Annotated in this window: 25 protein-coding genes; 8 read left to right on the top strand and 17 right to left on the bottom strand. The window is 38.4% G+C overall.

Annotated elements, in window-relative coordinates:
* The 6 genes from PR683_RS09015 to PR683_RS08990 all read left to right on the top strand — a co-directional run bounded on the left by PR683_RS09015 (position 1) and on the right by PR683_RS08990 (position 6,633).
* On the top strand, positions 1-741 hold the full coding sequence (locus tag PR683_RS09015) for an SDR family NAD(P)-dependent oxidoreductase (protein ID WP_004907691.1): 741 nt from the start codon (positions 1-3) through the stop codon (positions 739-741).
* Positions 742-1,150: 409 nt separating this feature from the next.
* On the top strand, positions 1,151-3,595 hold the full coding sequence (locus tag PR683_RS09010) for a DMSO/selenate family reductase complex A subunit (protein ID WP_109912774.1): 2,445 nt from the start codon (positions 1,151-1,153) through the stop codon (positions 3,593-3,595).
* A gap of 11 nt (positions 3,596-3,606) precedes the next feature.
* Positions 3,607-4,224: a DMSO/selenate family reductase complex B subunit gene (locus PR683_RS09005; protein WP_004907698.1), complete on the top strand. Its 618-nt coding sequence runs from the start codon at positions 3,607-3,609 to the stop codon at positions 4,222-4,224.
* 1 nt (position 4,225) lies between these two features.
* A complete protein-coding gene (locus tag PR683_RS09000; RefSeq protein ID WP_272581752.1) occupies positions 4,226-5,077 on the top strand; it encodes a DmsC/YnfH family molybdoenzyme membrane anchor subunit in 852 nt (283 codons plus the stop codon).
* A 61-nt stretch (positions 5,078-5,138) separates the two neighbouring features.
* On the top strand, positions 5,139-5,777 hold the full coding sequence (gene dmsD, locus PR683_RS08995) for a Tat proofreading chaperone DmsD (RefSeq protein ID WP_109912771.1): 639 nt from the start codon (positions 5,139-5,141) through the stop codon (positions 5,775-5,777).
* A gap of 109 nt (positions 5,778-5,886) precedes the next feature.
* Positions 5,887-6,633 carry a GntR family transcriptional regulator gene (locus tag PR683_RS08990; RefSeq protein ID WP_004907708.1) on the top strand — a complete coding sequence of 249 codons (747 nt, stop codon included), beginning with the start codon at positions 5,887-5,889 and terminating at the stop codon, positions 6,631-6,633.
* Between the two features lie 32 nt (positions 6,634-6,665).
* On the opposite strand, the gene PR683_RS08985 is transcribed toward PR683_RS08990, so the two are convergent.
* The 4 genes from PR683_RS08985 to PR683_RS08970 form a co-directional block, all read right to left on the bottom strand.
* Entirely contained in the window at positions 6,666-7,649 is a 984-nt protein-coding gene (locus PR683_RS08985; RefSeq protein ID WP_164529216.1) for a PfkB family carbohydrate kinase, read from the bottom strand.
* Positions 7,636-8,655, bottom strand: coding sequence for an ADP-ribosylglycohydrolase family protein (locus PR683_RS08980; RefSeq protein WP_164529215.1), 1,020 nt, complete (start codon positions 8,653-8,655; stop codon positions 7,636-7,638). Before PR683_RS08980 ends, PR683_RS08985 begins: the two co-directional genes overlap by 14 nt.
* A gap of 85 nt (positions 8,656-8,740) precedes the next feature.
* Positions 8,741-10,012 (bottom strand): nucleoside permease, encoded by a 1,272-nt coding sequence (locus PR683_RS08975; RefSeq protein WP_196719624.1) that lies wholly within the window; start codon positions 10,010-10,012, stop codon positions 8,741-8,743.
* A 309-nt stretch (positions 10,013-10,321) separates the two neighbouring features.
* Entirely contained in the window at positions 10,322-11,728 is a 1,407-nt protein-coding gene (locus PR683_RS08970) for a cytochrome-c peroxidase (RefSeq protein ID WP_109912769.1), read from the bottom strand.
* Positions 11,729-12,308: 580 nt separating this feature from the next.
* Here PR683_RS08970 and PR683_RS08965 point away from each other — a divergent pair.
* Positions 12,309-14,051, top strand: a complete 1,743-nt coding sequence (locus tag PR683_RS08965; RefSeq protein WP_109912768.1) for a lysophospholipid acyltransferase family protein — start codon at positions 12,309-12,311, stop codon at positions 14,049-14,051.
* 133 nt (positions 14,052-14,184) lie between these two features.
* Here PR683_RS08965 and PR683_RS08960 read toward each other — a convergent pair whose 3' ends face one another.
* The 13 genes from PR683_RS08960 to yghU form a co-directional block, all read right to left on the bottom strand.
* On the bottom strand, positions 14,185-15,030 hold the full coding sequence (locus tag PR683_RS08960) for a hypothetical protein (protein WP_109912767.1): 846 nt from the start codon (positions 15,028-15,030) through the stop codon (positions 14,185-14,187).
* A gap of 38 nt (positions 15,031-15,068) precedes the next feature.
* Entirely contained in the window at positions 15,069-15,533 is a 465-nt protein-coding gene (locus PR683_RS08955; RefSeq protein ID WP_272513260.1) for a fimbrial protein, read from the bottom strand.
* Between the two features lie 77 nt (positions 15,534-15,610).
* Positions 15,611-16,126 (bottom strand): fimbrial protein, encoded by a 516-nt coding sequence (locus tag PR683_RS08950; protein ID WP_110731623.1) that lies wholly within the window; start codon positions 16,124-16,126, stop codon positions 15,611-15,613.
* Positions 16,126-16,608, bottom strand: a complete 483-nt coding sequence (locus PR683_RS08945; protein WP_227024195.1) for a fimbrial protein — start codon at positions 16,606-16,608, stop codon at positions 16,126-16,128. The genes PR683_RS08950 and PR683_RS08945 overlap by 1 nt, the downstream gene beginning before the upstream one ends.
* A gap of 13 nt (positions 16,609-16,621) precedes the next feature.
* Complete coding sequence (locus tag PR683_RS08940) at positions 16,622-17,137, bottom strand: fimbrial protein (RefSeq protein ID WP_228367291.1); 516 nt, start codon at positions 17,135-17,137, stop codon at positions 16,622-16,624.
* A gap of 9 nt (positions 17,138-17,146) precedes the next feature.
* A complete protein-coding gene (locus PR683_RS08935; protein WP_109912763.1) occupies positions 17,147-17,749 on the bottom strand; it encodes a fimbrial protein in 603 nt (200 codons plus the stop codon).
* A gap of 30 nt (positions 17,750-17,779) precedes the next feature.
* Positions 17,780-18,478 carry a fimbria/pilus periplasmic chaperone gene (locus PR683_RS08930; RefSeq protein WP_162617372.1) on the bottom strand — a complete coding sequence of 233 codons (699 nt, stop codon included), beginning with the start codon at positions 18,476-18,478 and terminating at the stop codon, positions 17,780-17,782.
* A gap of 195 nt (positions 18,479-18,673) precedes the next feature.
* On the bottom strand, positions 18,674-21,196 hold the full coding sequence (locus tag PR683_RS08925; RefSeq protein ID WP_272581751.1) for an outer membrane usher protein: 2,523 nt from the start codon (positions 21,194-21,196) through the stop codon (positions 18,674-18,676).
* Between the two features lie 89 nt (positions 21,197-21,285).
* Complete coding sequence (locus PR683_RS08920) at positions 21,286-21,723, bottom strand: fimbrial protein (RefSeq protein ID WP_109912800.1); 438 nt, start codon at positions 21,721-21,723, stop codon at positions 21,286-21,288.
* A 167-nt stretch (positions 21,724-21,890) separates the two neighbouring features.
* A complete protein-coding gene (locus PR683_RS08915; protein ID WP_109912761.1) occupies positions 21,891-22,427 on the bottom strand; it encodes a fimbrial protein in 537 nt (178 codons plus the stop codon).
* Positions 22,428-22,563: 136 nt separating this feature from the next.
* The gene (locus tag PR683_RS08910; protein WP_109912760.1) at positions 22,564-22,827 is read right to left on the bottom strand and encodes a helix-turn-helix domain-containing protein; all 264 of its coding nucleotides are present in this window, start codon (positions 22,825-22,827) and stop codon (positions 22,564-22,566) included.
* Positions 22,828-22,865: 38 nt separating this feature from the next.
* Entirely contained in the window at positions 22,866-23,132 is a 267-nt protein-coding gene (locus PR683_RS08905) for a helix-turn-helix domain-containing protein (protein ID WP_109912759.1), read from the bottom strand.
* 586 nt (positions 23,133-23,718) lie between these two features.
* Positions 23,719-24,558 carry a glutathione-dependent disulfide-bond oxidoreductase gene (gene yghU, locus PR683_RS08900; RefSeq protein WP_272581750.1) on the bottom strand — a complete coding sequence of 280 codons (840 nt, stop codon included), beginning with the start codon at positions 24,556-24,558 and terminating at the stop codon, positions 23,719-23,721.
* Between the two features lie 496 nt (positions 24,559-25,054).
* On the opposite strand from yghU, the gene PR683_RS08895 reads away from it, so the two are divergent.
* Positions 25,055-26,572 carry a class I adenylate-forming enzyme family protein gene (locus PR683_RS08895; protein ID WP_117162604.1) on the top strand — a complete coding sequence of 506 codons (1,518 nt, stop codon included), beginning with the start codon at positions 25,055-25,057 and terminating at the stop codon, positions 26,570-26,572.
* The last annotated feature ends 34 nt before the right edge of the window (positions 26,573-26,606 follow it).

Here is a 26,606-nt window from a genome sequence, read left to right as displayed (position 1 = left end):
ATGGCAAATAATCAATGGATACTCGTGACGGGAGGAAGCCGAGGAATTGGACTTGCACTGGTTAGCGAATTGCGACGCCATTGGAATGTAGTTTTTACTGGGCGTAGCGTTGATGGTGTTAATGAAACTCAAGCGAATCTTGAAAACCCCGATTTAGATACATGGGTGAAAGGATCCCCGTGTGATGGTAAAAATGAAGCCCAAGTTGATGCGCTTTCTAGCTCGTTATTGGAACAATTTGGAGCGCCTACGGCGATTATTCATAATGCAGGTATCACTAGGGATGCCTTACATATTCATCAAGATGCTGAAATCTGGCGAGACGTGCTAGAGAACAACGTCATTTCCGTGATGAATTGGCACCGTAAATTATTACCTGCCATGTTGATGGCGGGGAGTGGCTCAATCGTATTGATGTCATCAATTACTGGGTTAAAAGGCAATATTGGTCAAACAGCTTATGCGGCGAGTAAATCGGCGATGATGGGGTTGACGCGTTCATTGGCTCATGAAGTTGGGCGTTTTGGATTACGTGTGAATTGTATTGCTCCGGGGCTTATTGATAGTGATATGACCCGTGCAATGCCTGAAGCTAAATTAAAAGCTATGTGCCAAAACATCCCTTTACGTCGCTTAGGGCAACCTCAAGAAGTGGCAGAGCTAGTTGAATTTTTGATTGGTAATAACAGCCAGTACCTAACCGGGCAAACATTGGTCTTAGATGGTGGGTTAACGGCGTAATTGCCAGTTTTGAGTGCTGTTAAAAGAAAAAAGTCACTAGATAAGGTTAGTTTCTATGTTTCCCCTTAAACGCTTTAGTCAATTTTCGTTTAAGGGGATTTTTTATGGATAGAGACTCGGAAATAAATGAAAAACAGTAAACTCAAGTTAAAGAAGAATGGAATTATATTTATTTCAATTTAATTCATAATTAAACATTAAAAATAATTATTTTAATTTTAGTCTGGCTTGAATGACTCGATATAACGTATCAAAACCACACAATTTGTATTGGATTGTTGATCGTGCACAATACCCCACGGTGCCTCGGTTATAGAATGGTAATTGGAAGTTGATAAATAAATTAAAGATAAAAATAAATTTCAGAAAACCATTTTAAAACGCTGAAGCAATGTAAAGTGAGGCAGATATGAGTAAAGCATTATCTGAGGGAGTACTCCAATCGGAGATCAGCCGCAGGAAGCTAATGCAAACCAGTACCGTCGGGGGACTCGCACTTGCAAGTGGAGCGCTAAGTTTACCTTTTAATAGTGTTGCTAATACCAGTGAAACCGCATCCAAAACAACCATACCTGAAGAGAAAATAGTTTGGAGCGCATGTACTGTTAACTGTGGGAGTCGCTGCCCACTGCGTATGCATGTGGTTGATGGTGAAATCAAATATGTCGAAACCGATAATACCGGAGATGATGTTTACGGCAATAATCACCAAGTTAAAGCCTGTTTACGTGGTCGCTCAATGCGCCGTCGTGTCTATAACCCTGACCGCTTGAAATACCCAATGTTGCGCGTTGGGGCGCGTGGTGAAGGTAAATTCAAACAAATCAGTTGGGATGAAGCCTACGATCTAATCAGTGGTAACCTAAAACGAATTATTGCCGATTATGGTAATGAAGCAGTGTATTTGAACTATGGTACTGGCACATTAGGTGGCACAGTCGCACGTTCATGGCCGCCAGCGAATTCACCCATCGCCCGTTTGATGAACTGTATGGGCGGCTATTTAAACCATTACGGAACCTACAGTACGGCACAAATCAGCTGTGCAATGCCGTATACCTATGGTAGCGGAGCGGGTAATAGCGTTTCCGATATCGAAAACTCAAAGCTGGTGGTTCTCTTCGGTAACAACCCTGCAGAAACCCGTATGAGCGGTGGTGGGATTACTTATCAATTAGAACAAGCTCGTGAGCGTTCTAATGCAAGAATGATAGTGATCGACCCGCGTTATACTGATACAGCAGCAGGGCGTGAAGATGAGTGGATCCCAATCCGCCCAGGAACAGACGCCGCATTAGTGGCAGGGATCGCCCATGTGTTGATCACTGAAGATATGGTTGATCAACCCTTCTTAGACCAATATTGTGTAGGTTATGATGAGAAAACCCTGCCAGCAGACGCCCCGAAAAACAGCCACTATAAAGCGTATATTTTAGGCCAAGGGGATGATGGCGTAGAAAAAACACCACAATGGGCTGCGCAGATTACCGGTATTCCGGCTGATAAAATCATTAAACTCGCGCGTGAAATCGGTTCTGCAAAACCTGCGTATATTAGCCAAGGTTGGGGGCCGCAACGTCATTCGAATGGTGAACAAACCGCACGTGCGATTGCGATGTTACCGATTTTAACCGGTAATGTTGGCATCAATGGTGGTAATACAGGGGCTCGTGAAGGGAATTATGATATTCCATTTGAGCGGATGCCAACGTTAGAAAACCCAGTCAAAGCAAGCATTTCCGTATTTTTATGGACTGATGCAATAGAGCGTGGCCCAGAAATGACCGCAACTCATGATGGCGTACGCGGCAAAGATAAACTGGATGTTCCGATTAAGTTTATTTGGAACTACGCCAGCAACAGCTTAATTAATCAACACTCTGATATTAATAAAACGCATGACATTCTTCAGGATGATAAAAAATGCGAAATGATAGTAGTGATTGATAACCATATGACCGCCTCAGCGAAATATGCGGATTTAGTCCTACCAGATTGCACCGCCTCTGAACAAATGGATTTTTGTTTGGATGGTGCCGCCAGTAATATGGGGTATGTCATTTTCGCCAGCCAAGCTATCGAACCGCGTTTTGAGAGTAAAACAGTGTATGAAATGTGTACACAAATTGCGCGTCGCATGGGCGTTGAAGAGAAATTCACCGAAGGGCGAACCCAAGAAGAGTGGCTACGCCATTTGTATGAAATCTCACGACAAAAGTTACCTGAGCTACCTGATTTTGAGACATTCCAGCAGCAAGGAATTTATAAAAAAATGGACCCGCAAGGGCATTTTGTAGCACACAAAGCCTTCCGTGAAGACCCTATTGGTAATCCATTAAATACCCCGTCAGGAAAGATTGAGATCTATTCATCTCGCTTAGCGGATATTGCGAAAACATGGACTCTAGCGGAAGGTGATTTGATATCAGCACTTCCAATGTATTCCCCAGGCTTTGAAAGCCATGATGATAAGCTCACCGAAAAATACCCACTGCAATTGAGTGGTTTTCACTATAAATCACGAGTTCACTCCACCTACGGTAACGTTGATGTGATCAAGGCGGCTTGTTTACAAGAGATGTGGATCAACCCTATTGATGCAAAACGTCGCAATATTAAAGATGGCGACATGGTACGAATTTACAACGATAGAGGGGAAGTACAGATCACTGCCAAAGTGACTCCACGCATCATCCCAGGCGTTGTCGCAATGGGGGAAGGGGCTTGGTACGCACCTGATGAAAACAAGGTAGACCATGGTGGTAGCCTAAACGTCCTGACGACTCAACGCCCGTCACCGTTAGCGAAAGGTAATCCGCAACACAGTAATTTGGTTGAAGTGGCAAGGGTATAGGGGGATAAATCATGACAACACAATATGGTTTTTATATTGATTCCGCACGATGTACGGGATGCAAAACATGTGAGTTAGCGTGTAAGGACTACAAAAATTTATCTCCTGCGGTGAATTTTAGGCGCATTTATGAATATGCAGGGGGAGATTGGCAAGAAGATAACGGTGTGTGGCATCAAAACGTATTTAGTTATTATTTGTCGATTTCATGCAACCACTGCGAAGACCCTGCTTGTGTCAAAGTGTGCCCAAGCGGCGCGATGCACAAACGTGAAGATGGCTTTGTCGTTGTAGATGAAAGCGTGTGTATTGGCTGCCGCTATTGTCATATGGCTTGCCCATATGGTGCACCGCAATTTGATAGCGAAAAAGGACATATGACCAAGTGCGATGGTTGCTATGAGCGTGTTGCAGTTGGTAAAAAACCGATTTGTGCCGAGTCTTGCCCATTGCGTGCATTAGACTTTGGCCCCATTGATGAATTACGTGAAAAACATGGCAATTTGGCCGAGATTGCGCCACTACCTGAAGCGCACTATACCAAGCCCAATCTTGTCATTAAACCAAATGCCAATAGTCGCCCTGTCAATGATACGACAGGCCATTTAGCCAATCCTCGGGAGGTATAACATGGGCAATGGATTACATGAATGGCCGCTAATTTTATTTACGGTATTAGGCCAAAGTATTGCAGGTGGTGTGATTGTAACGGGGCTTGCATGGTTATCGACAGACGATAAACCCCAAAAACAGCGTATTGTGAATGCGATGTTGGCATTATGGGTATTGATGGGCTTAGGTTTTCTCGCTTCTATGATGCATATGGGCTCACCGATGCGTGCATTTAACTCGATGAACCGTGTATTTGCCTCGTCACTGAGTAACGAAGTGTTATTCGGCTCTATTTTCTTTGCTTTGGGTGGCTTATGGTGGTTGTTATCCGCAATCAAAAAGATGCCAACAGGACTCGATAAGGTGTGGTTAATCATCACCATGTTGATGGGATTGCTATTTGTTTGGGCAATGACACGAGTTTATATGATAAGCACAGTACCGACATGGAACACGCCACATACCACTATCGGCTTCTTTATGACTCTGTTTGTTGTGGGGCCAATTTTAGGTACTTTACTATTACGAGTTGCTAAATTTCCATTTAATAGTGGTAAATTAGCGGCAATTAGTGTCGTTGCTTATATCGTGACTATTGCATCAGTACTACTGCAAAGTGGTGAGATTGCGCTTATCACCACCTCAGTACAGAAAGCTGTGGATTTAGTCCCTGACTTTGGTGTTTTACCAGTGGTACGCATCGTGGTGACAAGTATTGGGCTGTTGTTATGGATTTTGCCTGTTGTGCGACAAAATCAGCCTTCGGTTTTGAGCTTACTTCTTGGTACCGTGCTGGTACTGGTTGGTGAATTTATCGGTCGTGGGCTATTCTATGGTTTACATATGACAGTCGGCATGGCTGTAGCTTAATTAGTAAACTTTCAGCGCAGGGTGTGATTTCCCTGCGCTGATAATTTCAGAGACAATCAATATGCAACAAGCGCACTTTCTTGAACACGTCGCAGTGACAGGGCGGGTTTTGGGATCTTTATTTTATTTCTCCCCAGAGAATGAAAACAATGCAGAAATTATCGCGATTTTACAGGAGCCGACTTGGCATAACGAATGGCCATTTGCTTTACCTTCCTTAGTAAAAATTAGCCAGCTTTTGCAATCCAGTGCTCAGGGGAATGAACCACTGAGTGAAGCATGGCAGCGCTTGTTTATTGGGCCTTATGCTTTACCTGCTCCCCCTTGGGGTTCGGTTTGGCTAGATAAAGAAAAGATTGTTTTTGGCGACTCAACCGTTGAATTGCGTCAGTGGATGCGTATTAAAGGTGTTGAACCCGTAACGACACAAAAAGAGCCTGAAGACCACTTTGGGTTGATTTTGATGTTAGCGGCTTGGCTGGCTGAGCAAAATCGCAGAGCAGATTTAGAAGAGTTGCTCGCTTGGCACTTATTACCTTGGTCGGCACATTTTCTCGAAGTATTGATAGATTCGGCTAACAGCGATTTTTACCGCGCATTGGCGATATTATCGAAAGAAACACTGGATGGGTATCAACAGCAATTGACTTTACCTATATCAGAGAAAAACGTGTACCTCACCAGAAATAGTACCCTGTAGCATTCTGTTTTTCATTGGTAATAAATTTATCTAATTCAATTGCCTGCAATAAATCTATGGATAGTGGTACTATTGATTATTGCTGCGATTTTTAGGTGACTAACTCAATATGAATGATGCGCATTTATCTCTGATCCAACAACTTTGTACCCGTCTTGCTGAAATAGACAATACACCTTTGTATGTAAAATTTGCTGAAACGGTGAAATTTGCTGTGCGAACAGGGGTTTTGCATCAAGGTGATATGCTACCCAGTGAAAGGGAATTAGGTCAGCAGACAGGGGTGTCACGTATTACCGTTCGAAAAGCGTTAGAGCTACTTGAACAAGAAGGCGTTATCATTCGGTCACAAGGTTATGGCACCCAAATTAGTGATAAGTTTGAGTATTCACTCAAAGAAGCTAAAGGTTTTTCACAGCAAGTTGTTTTACTTGGAAAAAAACCAAACACACTTTGGGTCAATAAAAGTATCGTGCCTTGTTCACAGGAGGTGGCAGAGTCACTAGCGCTCCCCATCAATAGTAATGTATTTATGTTAAAACGTATTCGCTATGTGGATGAACAGCCGGTCTCTATTGAGGAGTCATATGTTCCTATTGGGCTGATTGGTGATGTCGATGATATTGGCTTATCTTTGTACGATTATTTTCGCAGCCAAAATATTTATCCTACACGAACAAAGAGCAAGGTGAGTGCTCGAATGCCAGATGAAGACTTCCAAACGCACATTAAATTGGAAAAGACCGTACCTATTTTAGTGATTAAGCAGGTGGCTTTCGACCATAAAAATGTGCCCATTGAATACAGTTTTAATCAGTGTCGCAGTGATATGTATGTATTTGTCTCTGAAGAGTAAAAAAGAGGCTAGGCCTCTTTTTTCTCTGATGATTAATATTGCTGTAAATATGCGGTGAGTTGCTCAGACGAAGGCGCACAATCCCCTCCGCGATGGCTAACTACATAGGATGCGACAGCATTTCCGAGTAACACGGCGTCTTCTAGTGCCCAGCCGGACGCCAATGCCGCAATCACGCCTCCTGCATGGCTATCTCCTGCTCCAATGGTATCGACAACGGTGGTTTCAAATGGTGCCACCCAGCCTGATGAACGACCACTTTCTTGAAAGAACGCGCCTTCTTTGTCGACTCTAACAATCACGGGAACTAAAAATTGAGAATGCCAAATATTGGCTAATGCTTCTGTATCCATTCCTTGATGCGCGATATCAGGGAATAATGTGACGATATGTTCGACTTCTTGGCGGTTCAACGAAATGATTGGTTTTAAAGCCATTAATCGTAATAATTGTGTTTTCGAAAGGTCGGCGATCCGAGGGCCAAAATCGATAAATAAAGTGACGTTATCGGAGAGCGACTCCAGCCATGAAAGCAGAGTTTCGCCACATTTTGCGGCTAGTTGGTAGCCAGAAAGATAGATGATAGTGTTAGATGTAATTGGCAATTCATCTAGGGTTTGGCGTTCCCATTGGTTTTCTACACCGCTAATTGAAAGAAATGTCCTTTCTCCATCGGGTTCAACCAAGGCTAAACACCAGCCATTATCACCTTTATTCGTTTCTATAACGGAACTCACACCTTTTTTATTGAGTTGGTTGCGGATGATATCTGCCCATACACCTTGCCCAATAGGTAATGCATTGAGAGACTGGATACCAAGACGCTGCAAGGCCACCGCAATATTCAGAGCACATCCACCGATATTGACACTCTGCTGGTGCAATTCGATATCACTTCCGCGATAAGGCAGTGAATATGCATCTGCAATCACATCAATAACGGCAGCGCCAATCAGGCAGACAGGACGATGCTCTGCTTGCAATGGAAGATGGGCAATAAGTTCAGCAGTTTTCATAAGCTTTTTCTCTTGCAGTTCTCAATGCCATAAAGGCTTGGCTATACTGTGTAAAATCAAGTTGATTCACATCATCTAATTGTTTTTTGAGCTGTTTATCGATGGCATCAACGCCATGGAGGGCGCCACAAATGGCGGTGGCCATTGCCCCTATGGTATCGGTATCTCCCCCTAAATTAGCACACAGAATGGCACAGCGGTTGGGATCAGTTTCCGCTAATTCAACCATAGCAATGGCGGCAGGAACTGACTCAATGGTGCTCGTACCAGCGCCAACGAGTTGATAAAGCTGTTCCATTGCTTGCTCGGTGCCAATCGTGTTTTTCACCGTGTGTAAAGCAAGTTCAATACGTGCAGCTATTGATGGGCTAAAGGTTGTGACATGCTTTTCTTGTGCTAGCTTCGCAATAGCAGGTAATTGGTCGCGAATTTGCGGCCAATTTTCGCCATCTATCGCTTTAGAAATTGCCCAAGCAATAGCGACCGCCCCCGCAATTGCCACATCCGATTTATGCGTTGGCGATGAGGCGAGTGTAATTTCATCAATAAATTCATCAATAGAATGAGTTGGCAGCAAACAACCGAGTGGGGAAACTCGCATTGCGGCACCATTTGTCATGCCATTGTTTTCTAACTGAGAAATCGGAGTCCCTTGTTTTATTGCCTTTAATGCAATTTTAGAGGTCGGCCCTAAGACATTTTTATTAAAGGCATCAAATTGCTCTGCCCATTTTAAAATATTACGGCCAATAAGTTCAGGACTCACTTTGCCATCACATTCTATAATCGCGTCCGCAAGTGCGAGCGCCATTGAGGTATCATCTGTAAATTCTGCCGTATTGAAGTAGCAAGCTGCATTATTTTCTTTTGGCCCAGGTAAGAAGCGGTCTATCCAACCAAAATGTGCTTTAACACGAGAGCGAGGCCATAATTCAGAAGGCATTCCCATTGCATCACCTAAGGCTTGGCCATAAAACGTGCCTAAAATACGGTTCTCTTTGTTCATTATAATTCCTTCAATTTTGGCTAAAAACAGCGCCCTTATGTGTTGGCAGTCGGTCAATAAAGGCGTTTAATTAATGATTGCTTAACTAATTGGATGTGGGTTTTATGCCACTTTTATTAATATCAATTTCTTGAATATCACGGCTCGACTCTTTAAACATCAACATGAAAACAACCGTGATTACGACGATCATAGCAGCGCCGAAGCCCCACATACCGGCCCAGTTAAAGGTCTGGCCGTTGACAGGTTCACCGTAAGAAAAAAGTTTTTCCATCATTTGCCCACCTAGGCTATAACCCAGTAAGCTACCAAAGCCTTGGCAACAGAGAGTAATTAAGCCTTGAGCCGCTGTTCGCATATGCACAGGCGTCTTTTTGTCGACATAAATATATGCGGTGACATAGTAAAAATCGTAGCTAACACCGTGTAATAAAATACCGAGGAAGAGTAATCCGTAGGTGAATAGGTGGTCTGCATCGCCATAGATAAAGAAAGCATAACGGATAGCTGCAGTGATTAAACCAAGAAGTAATACCTTTTTGATACCAAAACGTTTAGTAAAGAAGGGCAAAGCAAGCATGAAGAAGATTTCAGAGAATTGCCCCAAGGTCATCCATCCGGTAGCATTTTTCATCCCAACTTCAGTAAGGTAGCCGTTAGCAAAAATATAGTAAAAAGCTAAAGGCATGGCGAAGAGGAATGAACACACGAAAAATACTAAGAAATTACGGTCTCTTAACAGCACAATGGCATCCAATCCGAGCATGACTTTAATACTCATTTTGCCAGTTCCTTTTGGTGGGGTGTCTGGCAAGAAATAGGTAAAAAAGCCCAGTAAAGCGGAGCTAGCGGCTGTCACTAAGAGCGGGATATTAGTCGCAGAAATATCACCAAAGCCCATTATGGAAGGTAAAAATCCACATGCAATGCCTGATGCAATCCAGCCGATAGTCCCCATTACACGAATACGAGGATAGTCACGTTCCACATCTTCCACATTGGAAAAAGCGATACTATTGGTGAGCGCAATGGTTGGCATATAAGTTAATGCGTACGCCAAGAGTAGAGGGAAAAAGCTAGAAAATTCAGTTTGCTGAGCTGCAAAAAACATAAAAACCGCCCCTGCAAACATCAGTACTGCCAGGACTTTTTGCGCGGCAAAAAATCGGTCAGTAATTGAGCCTACAAGGATGGGAGAGATAATTGCAGCAATGGCTGTACAGGCGTAAGACCATGCTATTTGAGAAGGGGTAAAGCCACTTTTATTCAAAAATAGCCATAAGGGAACAAACCAAGCCCCCCATATAAACCATTCAATGAACATCATGAATGAGAGTTTTGCTGTTGTTTTTTTCATCTTTCATTCCTTTATACGGCTAATTATAGGTATTGTAGGGTACAGCAATGACAATACCACTTAATAATACCTTTTAAATACCATTCAATGAAAACTTTGAGCTAGTTAACATTGTTTCGTATAAATTGGGAAACTGGGATCGTTTAAGTAATAACACAGTGGGAAAGAGATACGCGATAACGTGAATTGCTTTGAATATAGATTAAGTCGGGGTTGTAGGTAGCCTATACGGCAGTTTTAAATAAAAAAATAGCACCGCTATTATTTGAGCGGTGCTATTGGTTTTTCATATCAATTAGCTATTGATATTTACTGTTGTGATTCACCTTGTTGTACATACGGTGTATACACACCCGTTAAGCTTTCAAGAAAGGCAACAATATCATCGACATCTTTTTGTGGCAGTTCTTTACCGACTTGATAACGTAGCATCAGTTTCACTGCTTCATCTAAGGTAGCCACATCTCCACGGTGGAAGTATGGCGCGGTTAGCTCGACATTACGTAGTGTTGGGACTTTTTGGCGTAACTTATCGCGCTCATCAGAGGTGACATTCATGCGACCAATATCTTGTGCGGTAATTTCACCGAACTCATAGTCTTTTTTCAGGCCCAGAGGTTCGAAGGAACGACCACCTAAGATCACGCCACCATGGCAGGTTGCACATTTGTTCTCTTTAAATAACTGGTAACCATGGAGCTGTTGTGCGGTTAATGCAGTTTTGTCGCCTCTTAACCAATTATCAAACGGAGAGTCTGGGGTGATTAAGGTTTTTTCGAACTCAGCAATCGCATCTGTGATGGTGTCACCCGTAAACCCTTCTGGGTAAACTGCATTAAAATCTTGTTTTAAGACAGGGTCTTTATCCAATTTTTCAATGATTTCATCCCATGATTTTGATGCCATTTCGATAGGATTTAATGGTGGGCCACCGGCTTGCGCTTGTAAATCAGGTGCTCTACCATCCCAAAATTGCTCGACATTAAATACAGAGTTAAACACCGTTGGCGCATTGATTGGGCCTACTGCGCCACCAACACCAATTGATGTTTTACGGCCATCAACACCACCTGCATTGAGTGCGTGGCAGTGCGCACAAGAAATCGTGCTATCCCCTGACAGGCGCGCATCATGATACAAGCGGAAACCTAATGCGACTTTTGCATCATCAACATCCAGTGATTTTGGAATTGGTTGAATTGGTTCGTTACGGTGCTCAGCAGCGGTATCTTGGCTGGCATAGTGCTCTTCTCGCTGTTTAGCTATCCAATTCAAAAGGCTATTACGCTCTTCATCACTGACGCTACTTGCCCAATGAAGTGCAACATAACGAGTTGGCGGCATGGTGTGGTTCTGCATAACCCACTCAATTTTATTTAATTCACTTTGTGGTACAGGTTCTCCTGCGATGAGTGCAGCGCGAGCAGCCTCAAGGTTGAATGATTTATAACCTAGCTGAATATCGTATTCCATCAGTTGCTTAGCAATGGGGAACGATGCGTAGGCAGGTAAATCAGTTGACGGCGTGTGACAGTAATCGCATCCCTTTTCAGCGAAGAATTTGAGAACTTGATTATTTTCTGCAATTTTAGATGTCTGAATGTCATTATTTTCTCTTCGTTGATTATCGTGATACCACACATATCCAGATAACCCAAAATAACCGAGTAAAAGCAAAAATATGACAGCGACCGTAATGCGAGTAAGTTTTTTCATTACACTATCCTTGAAAGATTGCGGTCAAATATATTTAAATATTTTTTAATTAATATAATTCTACAGCCGGACTATCATGTATAAATAAGGTCGAGAGGTTCTTGATTTTTATCAATGATGGCCATCGGTTTAAGCAATTGCTGAAATAAGATTTGCCTATCAATAAGAAAAAAGTTAAAAATTAAACTTATAATTAATTTTTATTTAATTGAATTTAAAGGGTATTATTTGTTTCTGATCTTATTGTAATAAATTTTTAGTTCAATTTAATTGGTGGGTATTTATAAATAATAAATTCTGAATTATTCAAATAAATTAAGTAAAACTAATCAAAAAATTTAGTTTTATACTTTTTTAATTGTTGTGGAATAAATGCATATTATAAAATGAGTAAAATATAAATTATTCAAGAAAGCAATATTCGGAAAAATTATTGATTTTAGATAACTATAATATTAGTAAATGAAAAGTAATGATCTACATCATCATTTTTGTGCTTTCACCATTTTGTCATAAAATAAACATATTGTTGTTATGAGTCTGACTTAAGTTCGTCGTAACTCAGTTAGGAGATAGCATTATGTTTAGTGTCGATACCCTGCTGCACGATATTTTTCCTCATCAAACACCAGGCAAATGGAAACGTCGTTTATTAAAAAAGCTGCTGTTTGAACAAGAATTTCACCAATTTGCCCAAGATTATCCGCACTTAAAGGGCTTGGATCTTATTGAACAAATCATGGAGTTCTTTGATATTTCTTGCGAAATGGTTGAGGGAGACTTAGAAAATATTCCAACTCAAGGTCCTGTTGTCTTAGTTGCTAACCACCCGATAGGCTCACTCGATGGTCTTGCACTATTACGTGCAGTTGCTGCCGTTCGTCCTGATGTCAAAATCGTGGCAAATCAGTTCCTCAATTATATAGAGCCACTAAAAAGCTTATTTATTTCAGTGGACAACATGAATAACCGAACCAGTCGGCAGCAAGTTGAAGCAATACAACGGCATTTGGACAAACAAGGGGCATTAATTGTGTTTCCTGCGGGTGAAGTCTCTCGGTTTGGCCGTAAAGGGGTTCGTGATGGCCACTGGCGTACAGGTTTTTTGCGTTTAGCCGCAAAGGCCAGAGCACCTATTGTCCCCATTCATATTCAAGGGCGAAATAGCCATTTATTCTATTTAACCTCGTTGGTTTACAAGCCGTTATCGACTTTAATGTTAGTCAGGGAAATGTTTAAGCAGCGAGGAAAAAGATTAAAAATTCGTATTGGTGGCAGCATCCCATTTATTCATTGGCATGATGGCCATACAGCGGCTCATGAGCTAGCAGGGCGCTTTCGTCGCCATGTCTATTTGTTGGGAAAAGGTAAGGAAGGGCTATTTACCAGCGAATCACCAATTGCTTTACCAGAAGACAGAATTGAATTAAAAAAAGCGTTGGTGGCATGTGAGCGGCTAGGAACATCCCCTGATGGGAAAGCGATTTACCTTTATCACCGAAACCAAGAAGTAAGGTCGCCGATTTTGCGAGAAATAGGGCGATTACGCGAAATTGCATTTCGTGCTGTAGGGGAAGGCTCAGGTAAGCGCCGTGATTTAGACAGCTATGATAACGATTATTATCATCTGGTATTATGGGATGAAAGTGAACTTGATATTGTAGGGGCTTATCGGTTTATACCCACTAAAAAGCAAATTGAGACCAAAGGTTTGCAGGGTATTTACAGCTCTAGCTTATTTCATTATGACCAAGCCATGATGCCAATATTAGCGCAAGGTATTGAGCTTGGTCGGAGCTTTATTCAGCCTAAATATTGGGGAAAACGGGGTTTAGATTATTTATGGTTAGGTATTGGCGCGTATTTGGCGAAATACCCACAATATCGCTATCTTTTTGGTCCTGTATCTATGTCTGGCTCAATGCCGATTGCGGCGCGTGACTTACTGATTACTTTTTATCGGCTCTATTTTTCGGCGCAACACAGCATTGCACAGTCACATCAGCCGTATCCAGCTTCTTTGCCACAGGTATTAGCCCAATTTTCAGGGGGCAATTACCACGAAGATTTAGTTAAATTGAAAAGCTTACTCAATAACATTGGCTGTTCAATTCCGACGCTTTATAAGCAATATACTGAATTATGCGAGCCGGGTGGCGTACAGTTTATGGATTTCGGTACAGACCCCGCATTCAATGATTGTATCGATGGCTTGGTACTGGTGGACTTAACCAAATTAAAACCCGCACGTTATCAGCGATATATAGGGGTACATTTGGTTTCACAAGAAGAGTATAAAGGGCAAGTGGAAGAGGGGGACTAACCCTCTTTCACTATTGGGCCATTAAGGTACAGGAACGGCTTTGCTTTTATAGGTAACTATCAGTTAATAAAGTTATTATTGGCAGTTCTTGCTGTGCTTTATTTATTTAACATTCATATTAGTAATGTGTTTGCTAATTGAAAGAAAACAAAATAACTGCATTAGCGTTAAACTTACCTGCAGATGTGAACTTACCTGTTGTGGTTGCCTTAAAATTAAGTGGTGCTATTTGCCCTCTAGCAACGCTCTTATTATTGATATCCAGTGAAACTTGATTGACTGAAATATCAACAGGAAGATTACTTAAATAGGGAGTAGCTAATAAGCTAGCCCTTATATCAACAATATTGGTGCAGCTAAAAGCCCCTGTAGCTTCTCCAGACCAAGAGCCATTTTGGCCACTAACTGCGGAACCCAGATCAATACTCGTAGGGAAGCTAAAATTACAAGAAGTGTTTGATGGCGGTACTACCCCACAGGCAGCACTAGGCAATAAAGTGCCATAAGAAGTTCCCCAAGTTGAGATTTGAAAAACTTGGAACCCGTAACAAACCGATGAGAAGTCTGTATTTGGATAATTACCCCACATGCCAGTAACTGTTTGTGTATTGGCGGTGCCGTATTGTAGTTTCCAAGCATTAAAAGCATCCAGTGCCGTCCCATTATTGCGGATGATGACTTTTTGTTGCATGCCATAGGGTAAATTTATACCTCCAAATGTTTTAGGATCAGCGCTAGATCCCCGGTAATCATATGGGCCAACGGTTACAACACAACCTGATGGATTAAAGCAAATTACACTATTGCTATCTTCATTAGGCCATCCCCATTGAATAGTAACATCATTACCATTTCTTTGAGTAAATGCGCCCCAACTTACAGAATAAGCATTTATATTATAAATAAAGATTGATACAGTAATAAAAATTATTTTTATTACTGTAGCTTTATAATCGCGAATTATTGCTGAGATTTTCATTTTTGAATACCTATGATTTAAATGTAGCTTTTATACTTTTAGTTGTATTCTAAAAAGAATGTTAACGTTGATATAAATGTTCCATATGAAATTGTTTTATTTGCTAATGCAGAATGCTCTCCTTGGATAAAGGCTTTAAGTTTTATTTCGTTATTACCTGCTGACAATTTTTGTGTGTGATCTTTTTTGTTTATATCGATTTTTTCTCCAGTATCTGTTTCTAAACCAATAGCAATACCATTAGCTTGGCTTGCTGGGTCTAGTGCAAGATATCCAGGTAAAAAAGAGTTTTCATTGCCATTAAATGAAGCATTAATTTCACGACCTAAAGATAAGTCACAGTTAATTAATCGAATACTAAATGATTCACTTAGCGTGCGGCTATTTAAATAAAGATATTTATCTGCGATTGTTCCGAAATCTAATGTAATTATTTCATCTCCGGGATATAGGTCACAAGTATCTTCAACAAATATACCATCAAAATTAATTGTTTCGGCCATAGATGGTAAGGAGTAGCATATAAATACTGTTAAAAATAATAAATTATAATATCTTATTGTCGAGAACATCATAATTCCTATTGAAATGTAATGGTTAATGTCGCTGTAGCATTGAATGTGTCTCCAATAAGTTTAGTTCCTGCTTTTTTGACAATAACAGCGGATAAAGCGGGTAATGTCTTTTGATCAATTACAAATGCTTTATTTAAAGTGATAGGTTGTCCATCCTTTTGAATTTGGATACCTACATTATTTCCATTTTGATCAGATTTAACTTGCAGTGTTGCATCATCAAAACCTGCACCTGCTGCTATACCAGATAATGTTAAAGAGATATTCCAAGGTTGTGTTAGATCGCCATCGCAAATAAGTTCATAAGGAATTTTTTCCTTATAGTGTATTCCATCAACCTTATTAACACCGACTTTACCAAATGAAACTTTGATAGGATCGCTATGACTTAATCGACATTTTGGCGGTATAATTAACGAACCATCAAATCCCCAATTAGCATAGGTTATATTTGCTAAGAATATTAAAAGAAAACAACATATCTGATACTGAATTTTATTATTTATTGAGTTGTTTTTCATTATTGATAGTCCACATTAAGAGTTGCTAGTGCAGTGAAATCTCCGCCATCGGAACCATCAAAACTTGTTGCAACATTTTGTACAGGACTAACCTCTAATGATGGTAATTCTAAATAATTAAAATTTATTTTTTTATTAATATCTTGTTTTATACCATTAATATAGAAGCTTAATCCTAGCTTTGGGTTACTGGTCTTGAGAATGCCATTATTAAAATTACTAGGGTCACCTTGAATACTTAACGTTAGGTTATTCATGGCTAAATTAGTGCAAGTTAATTCAAAAGGTAATTTATGCTTATAATTTACTCCATCAATCCTGCTTAATAATATATCTCCAAAATGAATCATTGATTTTTGACTGTTATTTAAAATGCATTCAGGAGGCGTGATAATTAGATTTCCATTAAACTCCACAGTGAGTGAAGATGAATAAGAAAAAGCACTAAAAACTATTAATATATATAAAAATTTAATTTTCATATTGGCTCTTAATTTATTGATATTCAATTGTCATAATCATTTCTGCATTAAAATCCCCAGCGTCACTTAGCATTGAACCACTTGGTTTTATGGGAACAGCATAAATAGAGGGCATAGCACCATAAATAAAATGAATATTTGAATTGTTGGATACTATATTATTATCTTGATAAATGGCGATACCAAGGTTATCTCTATTCGTTTTTATTGCATCAACACCATTAACTCTAAAGTTAGTCCAACTCAATTTCATTTTTAATAGATTAGTAGATAAATTTGTGCATTGTAAATTGTAGTTAACATTCGTTTTTTTATATGATGACCCATCGATTAAATCTTGCTGGACATCGCCAAAGTCAACATTTAATGTATTTCCTCCTACAAAACTACAATTAGGGGGTTCTATGACTGTAATTGTTAAACCAATAGAAGCCATTGAAGCGCTGGCTGTATTAAAACATATTAATATAGAAATAATGCTAATAAAAACCTGCGATTTAAATAATAGGTATTGATATGATGGTTTCATATTTTTATCCTAGTCATAGACTAATTGGAATCTTATATTTGCTTGATAGTTACCAGCATTAAAATGACTATTAATTCTCACCGGAGTAATGTAATAGGTTAATTTATTATTGCCCATTGATAATAGTTTTGGCCTAGTAAAAACACCTGGTTTAATTTTTTTAAAATTTTCATCATTTAACTCAAGAGCAATGCCTTCAGCACCATTTACTTTTATTAATTTGCTATCTGTATTATCTGATACAGCAAGAAAACGAATTCTTACGGCTGGCATGTCAGAGCTCCAAGTTATATTACCTTGTTGATCATGATTACGACTTTCACTCCTTAAACAATCTTCTAATTGAATATTAAAAGGAACAGGTGTGCCTTTATGCCCTAGAAATTTAAATGCTGAAGAACTATTTGTGCCCAAATCTACTGTTTGAAATGCAGATTGCGTGGCTAATCTACATGCACTTTCGGTAAGCACACCTCTAACCTGTAAAACACCATTGGCACCATCAACATCCCAATTATCAACTTTACCAATATCAGTAGCTAATGTCTGAAAGGCAAGTGTACTGAAAATAATCCCTATTAAAGGAGCGCTATAACTCACTATTTTACTCATACCTTCCTCTATTACTATTTGATAGATAGATTATTTATTACTTGGAGATACCTTGCATTCATTTGCTTGGCAGTTAAAACTAAGATTAGGACGGCCACCATAGTCATTGATATATGTTAGTACTGGGGTATTACCTAATGTTGCAACATCGACACCTAACGGCTGGCTATTTTTGGGAGCGATCATAATTGGCTCGAAGCCTTTTACGGTATCACCTTTAATTTTCTTTGCTGCATCAATAATGGTTATATAATAAGGCGTCGGATTAAATGCAATATATTTGCCGCCTTGCTGTTTTAAAACCAATTTTTCTTGCCATGGGTTATCGATATCATTCTTAGTTGGAATGATAGGTGTTGGCCTATAAAAAAGTTTTATTCGTGTTTGTAATGCAAGTTGCAACGTATTTGCTTTATCACTTCTCGGTGGAATCTCACGTAAATTAAAATAATATACTGACTCAATATCTTGCGGTAATTTTTCTATGCTAGCTAAGGGTTGAATTCTTATTTGACTTTTATCTCCAGGCTCAACACGTTGTACTGGAGGTAAAACAGTAAATGGATCATTAATTTTTTCACCCTGTGCATTTTCAATCCAACCTTGAGCAAGATAAGGTAATGTTTTATTTTCATTACTAATATTCAGGCTAATCGATTTCTCATTACCATTAATAATTGCACGAGTGCGATCTAAGGAGATAGCCGCATTTGCTGTCGATATACTCATCAAAAAAATAGCTGCCAATATAACTTTATAACTATTAACTAATTTTTGGTTAGGATGGGTACCCTTTTTATTTATATTTAATTTTTTCATAAACGATATAATCTCTTTAAGTTTAATTTGATAAAATATATTATTGCTTACTTTATTGGTTTAAATAACTAGCATTAATGGTTTTATAATGACATGTGTGAAATGTTATTTTATACATGGTAATAGTAATGTATTTGCTAAATTTATTTCTGATGAAACACTATCCGGTAATGTTATATTGCACTGTATTTCATTATCCCAAGAAATATTCAATTTTTCTTTAGGATTTAAACCTGATAAATAAACGCTACCTTCATCACTAATTATTCCAACTTGCTGTTTACGTGCATTTAATACAATAGCGCCAAATGGAGGAGCACTATTATCCGATAAACGAATAGTCGCCATTGCGCTGTTACCTGTTATAACATCAAACTGGCGATAGCCAATAGCGCCTTCTGTCAATGTCCCTTGTTTTACAGAATGGGTAATTTCTGCCTTATTAGGTAAAAGATTCAAATCCACATTAATATTGCTACGGTAATAGCTATTAACATCAGCAATGACAGCTTTGCCAAAATAATTTGACCGTGTCACAATTCCATTACCACGCAAAGGGATGTTCGGGACACCACTGGTGTCAACAAAAACACGCGAAGCACCCAATTGGTTACTTCTATGGAGTGCTACCCCATGTTGTGTTGCCGTTAATCCACCTTGTATTGATAGCCCGGCGGAACGGTAACGATTCTGTTGGTATGTCGCATTTGCATTAACCTGAGCCATATCACCTTGATATGTATAGTACCCGCCAATAATTGCTCCTGACCGTGCGACCCCAGTATTAATTTGGTAGTTACTACGCTCATTAATGCGGTCATAATAATTTATATTCTGCGTTGTATTACTTTTATCCCAGCTACTGTTAAAACTGACTGTAGAGGTTTCACCCCAAGGCACAGATAACGCAATATAAACACCATCATCATTTGTGTTTTGGTAGCTAGTACGGAATGCTGTCAAGTTAATGCTTAAATTTTTAAATTTTCCGAGATCAAAATATTTAGCTAATGATAAACTATAGCGGTTATTATCGGGTTGATTCCAATATGTCTGGTGGTAAAAATTTAAGTATGTGCTCAATCCACTGTCGCTAAACTGTTGATTATAAGAAATGGTATACATCTCTTTGCTATTATATTGTCGAACGCCACTCATTTTTGCATTGAGGTATTCAGACATACTCATAAAGTCTTTTTCTGAAAAACGATAACCCGCAAAGGTAACTTGGCTGTTAAAATATTCAAAACGCTTTGAATAACTCAATCTATAAGAGTTTCCGTTATAACTCGTTTCGTTATTTGAAGTGATTTCTTTAATTTTTGCATGTGTTCTTGTCGCATCAAATGAAAGAGCTCCAAATTGCATGAGATCGCGACCAATTCCCAACGTTGCTGAGATATATTTTTGTGAAGCAATCGTGCCACCATATAAAGACCAACCATTATTAATTCCCCACGAATACTCGCCGCTAGCGAAATTATCACCATTAATTCGATGATTGGAATCACTAGGTCGCCCTGCAGCAATTTTATAACGAACTTGCCCTGGTCGAGTAAGGTAGGGAATACTCGAGGTATTTACTGTAAAAGTTTGCGTTTTACCATTTTGTTCCTCTACTCTTACATCTAATTCACCCGATAAAGCATCATTGAGATCTTGAATGCGAAAGGGGCCAGCAGCAACTTGAGTTTGGTAAATAGTGCGGCCTTGTTGGCTAATAATAACGGTTGCATTACTATTGGCCACTCCTGTAACTTCAGGAGCATATCCCCTTAAATTGGGGGGCAACATATTAATATCAGTAACTAAACTGAGCCCTGTGAATCTAAAACTGTCGAAAATATCGGAATTTAAATAAGATTCACCAAATGTTAGCTTTGTTCCTAATGATTTGATATCCCGAAAAATATAAAAACGATTCCAATCAAAAGAATGTGTTGACTCAGAAGATGGACGCTTCTCAAACCGCGTTTGCCAATCAGCTCTGAATCTCCATGGACCTAAATTTATTCCTGCCACTCCGTTACCATTAGTGGTATAGCTTGTACTTTGGTGACTACGTATCTGTTGATTCGCTTGCGCGTTTAGATTGTAATCAAATAAAGCTCCCGATATACCATCTTCCCAACGAGTGGGTGGATCCCAATTATCTGCTGTATATTCTAAATAGGCTTGAGGAATATTAATATATAGCGTTGATGTCGATAAATCGGCCTTTGTAGTTGCACCAGATAAGCTGTTTAAATCTAGGCAGGAGTCATTATGCCACCAGGTCAACGATGATAATATTTTGGGCTTTAGTCCAAACTTATCAACTAAGCTGGGATCTAAACATACTTTACTGTCATCAATATCTTCATCTGAGTTATAATAAAAAATACTTTGCTCAGATAATATATTCTTGTTTACATGAACACTAAAAGTGTATTCTCCTGGCATAAAATAACCAGTTTTAGAGAAACGGCTTAGATCAATATTAGCACGATCATTTATATCTAAAATATCTGTATTAAATTCTATATTAGTAGAGGCGAATCCAGTATTACAGATGATAGTTATCATGCCAGCTAATATATATAATCGATTAGCTGATGATAATTTAATATGGATTTTATGATGCGCCATTATACTTGACCTTATTCAAACTCATTTATAATAAGAGAAGGTGTCTCCTATTTGGAAAAATGTTCATGTGGACAGCGTTATTTTCGATATTACTCATAATCTAATTTATACTTTATTAGACTAAAGTAATTACCTGGTTCTAAAACTTTATTATTTCTTATTAATCGTAGGTTGTAATTTAAATCACGATTGCCATCAGTTAATTCTTGCGATGACATTACCTTTCCTGGATAAACGACTTCACCATCAGCACTACTAATTTCAATGCCAAACCCTTCTGCTTGTCCATTGACAGTAAACAAATTACCATCATGAACTCCATCAAATGTTACTGTAAAATATTGCCAGTTTGGTTTTTTTGTTTCAGTTCTTTCGAGTACACAATTAATTAATTTTATTGAAAATTTTTTTTTGTTACTTTGGCCATCACGAATCATTTGCGATATAGATAAGCTTCCCATTTCAATGGTTTGATCTCTGCTACTTATATCAATAGAACAGGCGGTCTCAATAATACTTCCATTCATTGTAATTAATGATTCAGCCGAACAATATGATGACAAACTAGTTCCTAATAATAGAATGAATGTCAACCATGAAAATTTATATAGCATATTTTCGCTCTATCATTATGCCCAATGAACCTAAAAACCTATCCATGTGTTTTTAGGTTAAAATTAGAAGGTGGCTAATTTTATTCGTAAGATAAAGTGAAGTCTGCTACGGAACTGAATTCACCAGCAGTAATAGTTGAAACATCACCACCATTACCTTTCAGGTATGCAGAGAATTGTAATGTGTTACTACCATCCTGAATTTGTTGGAATGGCGTTGCTGTATTAATCGTAACAACTTCACCGTTACCGCTAGTGATTTGAACGCCTGCACCACTACCTGTACCTACAATACCTAACGTTTTATTATCTTCATCGAATGCAGCAGATGCACCAGTAAAGGTTAATTGAACACCTTTAGTTAAGCTGCTAACGTTACAGTTTTGTAGTGCGATCTCAAATGCCTTAGGTGATGATTTTCCGCCATCGGCTAAAGCCATATTAGAGATTTGGCCTAATTCAATTGTTTGGTCAATACTTTCTGGTGCAATTGAACATGGTGCTTCAATAATCGCACCTTTAAAAGTAACTTTACCGTGGCCTTGGTCAGCCGCATTTGCTGCAGAAGCGCCGCCTAAAACTAATAAGGTTGCCATTGCAATACTTTTGATTTTCATCAATCTTTTCCTTTACTGTTAAATATATAAATATGATTATTGTTAATCTCATTATGTTAATTTCATAGTGAGATTAATTAATAACAATCAGAGTTAATTGCTATTAATTAATAATAATTTCGTTTGTCATTGAATATTACAATAATGCTCTTGAATCATTGATATATAAGATTTCTTTTTCAATTTCTGACTTTAATTTAGATAAATCTAGGTCAATATGGATTGTTAACTCGATTAATTTTTCAAAACTTAGTTTTGTTGCTCCTCGCTCATATCTTGATACTTGTTGTTGACTTACATTTAGTTTTTTTGCTAATTCAGCTCCACTAATTCCTTTTTTCTTTCTCAATCTTTTTATTAAATATCCTAATTTTATATTTACATTTTCTTCATCATTCATTTGCTTTACCTAAATGTGAGGATTGAAAATATGATGAGTTAATCTTTTTTAAAGAAGTAACAGACATCTACCTTAAAATACACGGATATCAACATGATTTTAGATGTTGATATATCACTAAGGCCATTTTCGTAACGTGATAATTGTTGTTGAGATATACCTATAATTCTGGCTAAATCAGATCCACTTAACTGATATTCTGATCTTAGCAATTTAATTTTTTTACCAATATTCTTGGCAACTATATGCGTAATGTTTTTTTTGTTTTCTAAAACAGTTAAGCAAGTAAAAATAGAGTCCTTCATTTTATTAGGATACCAATTTAAATTTCAATTTTTGGATTGCTGTTTAATTTGTGAATATAGATTACTCTTGATAAAGGTATTTTCTAAATATAAATAATCAGTATGCTAAATCGATAAAATCGATTAATTACAATACATGTATCTAATTACAAGCTAAATAAGTGATGCTCTAATAATGACTTGTTTAATAGCTTGAATCTTAAATAAAAATAAAAAACATTATCAATTGAATGGTTATTTTTATAACATATTGTTAATATGATTTTTTTTGAAACAAAATATCAATATAAGATTATTCTTACTAAAATGGTTGTGAATTTTGCATTTATTAAGATATTTCTGTTCATTTTGGAACATTATTTTTGGAGGGATACTAATAGAATTAGTATTAATTGTATAAATAAGACTATCTGAATGTGATTTATTACCTTCATATTTAGATATTTTAATGGGGATATGTTATTTAAACAGTTGTGACTTTAACCAAGGGTATTTGGTTTTAGGGGAATAATACTGTGCTAGTTGGGGAATACTGAGACTTAAAATCGATAAATCTCAGTATTGGTAATGGTAATAAACTTAATAACTAGCTTATATCACTCGCATCGTGGCGTTCGCGTACTTGTTGTGCAGGGTCACCTTGTAGGCGATTAACCCGGCGACCTCGCTGTACTGCTGGGCGTGCATAGATTTCATCAGCCCAACGAATAACATTTTTATATTCATGGACAGATAGAAATTCTGCGGCATCATAAAGCCAACCTTTCACTAATGCACCGTACCATGGCCAGATGGCGATATCAGCGATGCTGTAGTTTTCCCCTGCAACATATTTATGTTCTGCTAAACGCTTGTCTAACACATCTAATTGACGTTTAGTTTCCATGGCAAAGCGGTTAATTGGGTATTCAAACTTTTCAGGTGCGTAGGCATAAAAATGCCCAAAACCGCCACCAGCAAAAGGTGCTGAGCCCATTTGCCAAAATAACCAGGATAAGGTTTCAGCTCGTTCCGGCTGAGTTGTGGGTAAAAAAGCAGAAAATTTTTCGGCTAAATAGGTCAGAATCGAGCCTGACTCAAATACTCGGATAGGCTCCTTGCCGCTTCTGTCGACTAAAGCGGGAATTTTTGAGTTAGGGTTAATTTCAACAAAACCAGAACTAAATTGGTCGCCTTCACCAATGTTAATTAACCAAGCGTCATATTCTGCCTCTTTAATGCCAAGGGCTAATAACTCCTCTAACATGATAGTGACTTTTTGCCCGTTCGGCGTTCCTAAGGAATATAGCTGTAGTGGGTGCTTACCTATAGGTAAAGATTTTTCGTAAGTTGCACCGGAAACTGGACGATTAATATTGGCGAATTTTCCGCCGTTACCTTGCTCCCATTGCCAGACTTTTGGGGGAATATAGGGGGTGTTTGCCATGAGTTATCTCCTTAACCGTTTGCAAAGGTGGCGATTTTTTTCTCATCAATTTTTTCATTATGAAGGTCTTACACTGTAGCAATCTCTAGTGAATTCTCCACTGTTTTTATCGTATTTGGTTTGGTGGGAGGGCTAAATAGCACAGAGTGCAAGAACATATAGAGGATAAGCAGATGAGTTAAGTATTACTGCTGAGCGACTTTTTAGTCTGGGGGTCATTGTTTATACGCACAATCATAGTTGAGTTATTCATCGAAATTAATATGCATTTTGAATGGTTAGATAATAACAAAAGGTAAATATCTTCATGTTCAATAAAAACCAGCGCTTAAAATAAGACGTAAGTAACAAAATTGTTAACAAATTCGTTGTGCAGATCACTAATTCAAATAAAAAAAGGGTGTGAATAATTTGTGAAGATTGGCACTAATTTGCTGGAGTGTATTTTATACATTGATAGCATATCAGTCATATTCAGGTGTATCGGAGTGTGTCCATGCTTGCGCCAAATTCAAACATCTACCAAAGCTTATTACAAAGAGCAAAAGTGCAGCCAGACGCTGTTGCGATTGTATTTGAAGAGCAAAGTTGGAGTTATCACCAATTACTTGAGAAAGTAAACCAAACAATGTTGTGGCTAACTACAGCCGCACAGTTGAAAAAAAGTGATCGGATAGTACTCGGCTGGGGAAATACGATTGAATTTTGCCAATTATTTTATGCTGCTGTAGGGCTGGGCATTCAGGTCATTCCTTTAAGTACTAAAATGAAAGAGTTTGAAGGCAAAGAGCATTTATCTTGTATTAATGCGGATGCTATTTTTTGGGATGACACATATCAACCATGGTTAGCTCAGTTCAGTACAAAAGGGATGAGTCTTTCTCAGTGGCGTAATCTAATACTTACTGAAGAAATTAACTTTACCAACCAAGTTAATGAGGAAGACCCCGCGGTTGTGATATTTACTTCGGGTACAACAGGTGCACCAAAAGGTGCGGTGATCACACACAAGAATATATTGTCTGCAGTATATGCCTATCAGGAAACATTAAAGTTATCTGAACACGATAAAACAATTTTAGCAGTACCGATTTATCATATTACTGGGCTTTCTGCTATTTTAGCGTTATTTATTCATATTGGTGGGACGGTTTATCTTCAAAAGAAATTTAATGCAAAAGATATTATTTCAACAATTGCAAAAGAAAAAATCACATTTTTACATGGTTCTCCAACTGTGTTTATATTATTAATTCAAAAAATAAAAGAAAATAAAAGTATTAATCTGGAAAGATTTAATTCATTAAAAATGATTGCTTGTGGTGCAGGTCATTTGAATGAAGGCACGATTAAAGAGCTTTCTTATCTATTCGCTAAAACATCCATTCATTCTATTTATGGTTTGACAGAGACATCATCCCCAGCCACCGTATTTCGTGAAGATATTCGGTACAGTGATAAAAAGGCGAGCTCAGGCACTCCGGTTCCTGGGTTACAGGTGGCCATAAGAGATGATAAAGGTGAAGATAAACCTGCTAACAGTACTGGCAATATCTGGGTTAAGGGGGATGTTGTTATCCAACGTTATTGGCCTGATAGTCCTGCGAATAGCACGTCGTTTAATGATGGTTGGTTTTTTACCGGCGATATTGGTTATAGGGATGATGATGGTTTCCTTTATATTCAAGATCGAATTAAAGACATGATTAACCGTGGTGGAGAAAAAATATATTCTATTGAAATCGAAGATTTGATTTCTAATTACCCAGGCGTTAATGAGGTCGCGGTCATTCCAATTGAAAGTACAATATATGGCGAAGAACCCATTGCATTTATTATTCCTGAGAACCAAGTATGTTTAACCAGTAAAGAAATTATTGAATGGTTAAAAGATAGAGTGCCAACGTATAAAGTTCCAGTAAGAATTATGTTTACACGTAATTTCCCTAGAACTTGGAATGGGAAAATAAGTAAGAAAGATTTGAAATTACGCTATTACTCTTTAAATAACTAAAATCTAAATTAGTTTTTAATTAATCAAAAAGGGG

Origin of the sequence: Providencia sp. PROV269, from assembly GCF_028477785.1 — a bacterium.
GTDB lineage: Bacteria > Pseudomonadota > Gammaproteobacteria > Enterobacterales > Enterobacteriaceae > Providencia > Providencia rettgeri.
This window is presented reverse-complemented; position numbering and strand designations above follow the sequence as displayed.

Coding starts and splice junctions, on each gene's coding strand:
- PR683_RS09015 (WP_004907691.1), top strand. CDS start 1: ATGGCAAATAATCAATGGATACTCGTGACGGGAGGAAGCCGAGGAATT.
- PR683_RS09010 (WP_109912774.1), top strand. CDS start 1,151: ATGAGTAAAGCATTATCTGAGGGAGTACTCCAATCGGAGATCAGCCGC.
- PR683_RS09005 (WP_004907698.1), top strand. CDS start 3,607: ATGACAACACAATATGGTTTTTATATTGATTCCGCACGATGTACGGGA.
- PR683_RS09000 (WP_272581752.1), top strand. CDS start 4,226: ATGGGCAATGGATTACATGAATGGCCGCTAATTTTATTTACGGTATTA.
- dmsD (WP_109912771.1), top strand. CDS start 5,139: ATGCAACAAGCGCACTTTCTTGAACACGTCGCAGTGACAGGGCGGGTT.
- PR683_RS08990 (WP_004907708.1), top strand. CDS start 5,887: ATGAATGATGCGCATTTATCTCTGATCCAACAACTTTGTACCCGTCTT.
- PR683_RS08985 (WP_164529216.1), bottom strand. CDS start 7,649: ATGAAAACTGCTGAACTTATTGCCCATCTTCCATTGCAAGCAGAGCAT.
- PR683_RS08980 (WP_164529215.1), bottom strand. CDS start 8,655: ATGAACAAAGAGAACCGTATTTTAGGCACGTTTTATGGCCAAGCCTTA.
- PR683_RS08975 (WP_196719624.1), bottom strand. CDS start 10,012: ATGAAAAAAACAACAGCAAAACTCTCATTCATGATGTTCATTGAATGG.
- PR683_RS08970 (WP_109912769.1), bottom strand. CDS start 11,728: ATGAAAAAACTTACTCGCATTACGGTCGCTGTCATATTTTTGCTTTTA.
- PR683_RS08965 (WP_109912768.1), top strand. CDS start 12,309: ATGTTTAGTGTCGATACCCTGCTGCACGATATTTTTCCTCATCAAACA.
- PR683_RS08960 (WP_109912767.1), bottom strand. CDS start 15,030: ATGAAAATCTCAGCAATAATTCGCGATTATAAAGCTACAGTAATAAAA.
- PR683_RS08955 (WP_272513260.1), bottom strand. CDS start 15,533: ATGGCCGAAACAATTAATTTTGATGGTATATTTGTTGAAGATACTTGT.
- PR683_RS08950 (WP_110731623.1), bottom strand. CDS start 16,126: ATGAAAAACAACTCAATAAATAATAAAATTCAGTATCAGATATGTTGT.
- PR683_RS08945 (WP_227024195.1), bottom strand. CDS start 16,608: ATGAAAATTAAATTTTTATATATATTAATAGTTTTTAGTGCTTTTTCT.
- PR683_RS08940 (WP_228367291.1), bottom strand. CDS start 17,137: ATGAAACCATCATATCAATACCTATTATTTAAATCGCAGGTTTTTATT.
- PR683_RS08935 (WP_109912763.1), bottom strand. CDS start 17,749: ATGAGTAAAATAGTGAGTTATAGCGCTCCTTTAATAGGGATTATTTTC.
- PR683_RS08930 (WP_162617372.1), bottom strand. CDS start 18,478: ATGAGTATATCGACAGCAAATGCGGCTATCTCCTTAGATCGCACTCGT.
- PR683_RS08925 (WP_272581751.1), bottom strand. CDS start 21,196: ATGGCGCATCATAAAATCCATATTAAATTATCATCAGCTAATCGATTA.
- PR683_RS08920 (WP_109912800.1), bottom strand. CDS start 21,723: ATGAATGGAAGTATTATTGAGACCGCCTGTTCTATTGATATAAGTAGC.
- PR683_RS08915 (WP_109912761.1), bottom strand. CDS start 22,427: ATGAAAATCAAAAGTATTGCAATGGCAACCTTATTAGTTTTAGGCGGC.
- PR683_RS08910 (WP_109912760.1), bottom strand. CDS start 22,827: ATGAATGATGAAGAAAATGTAAATATAAAATTAGGATATTTAATAAAA.
- PR683_RS08905 (WP_109912759.1), bottom strand. CDS start 23,132: ATGAAGGACTCTATTTTTACTTGCTTAACTGTTTTAGAAAACAAAAAA.
- yghU (WP_272581750.1), bottom strand. CDS start 24,558: ATGGCAAACACCCCCTATATTCCCCCAAAAGTCTGGCAATGGGAGCAA.
- PR683_RS08895 (WP_117162604.1), top strand. CDS start 25,055: ATGCTTGCGCCAAATTCAAACATCTACCAAAGCTTATTACAAAGAGCA.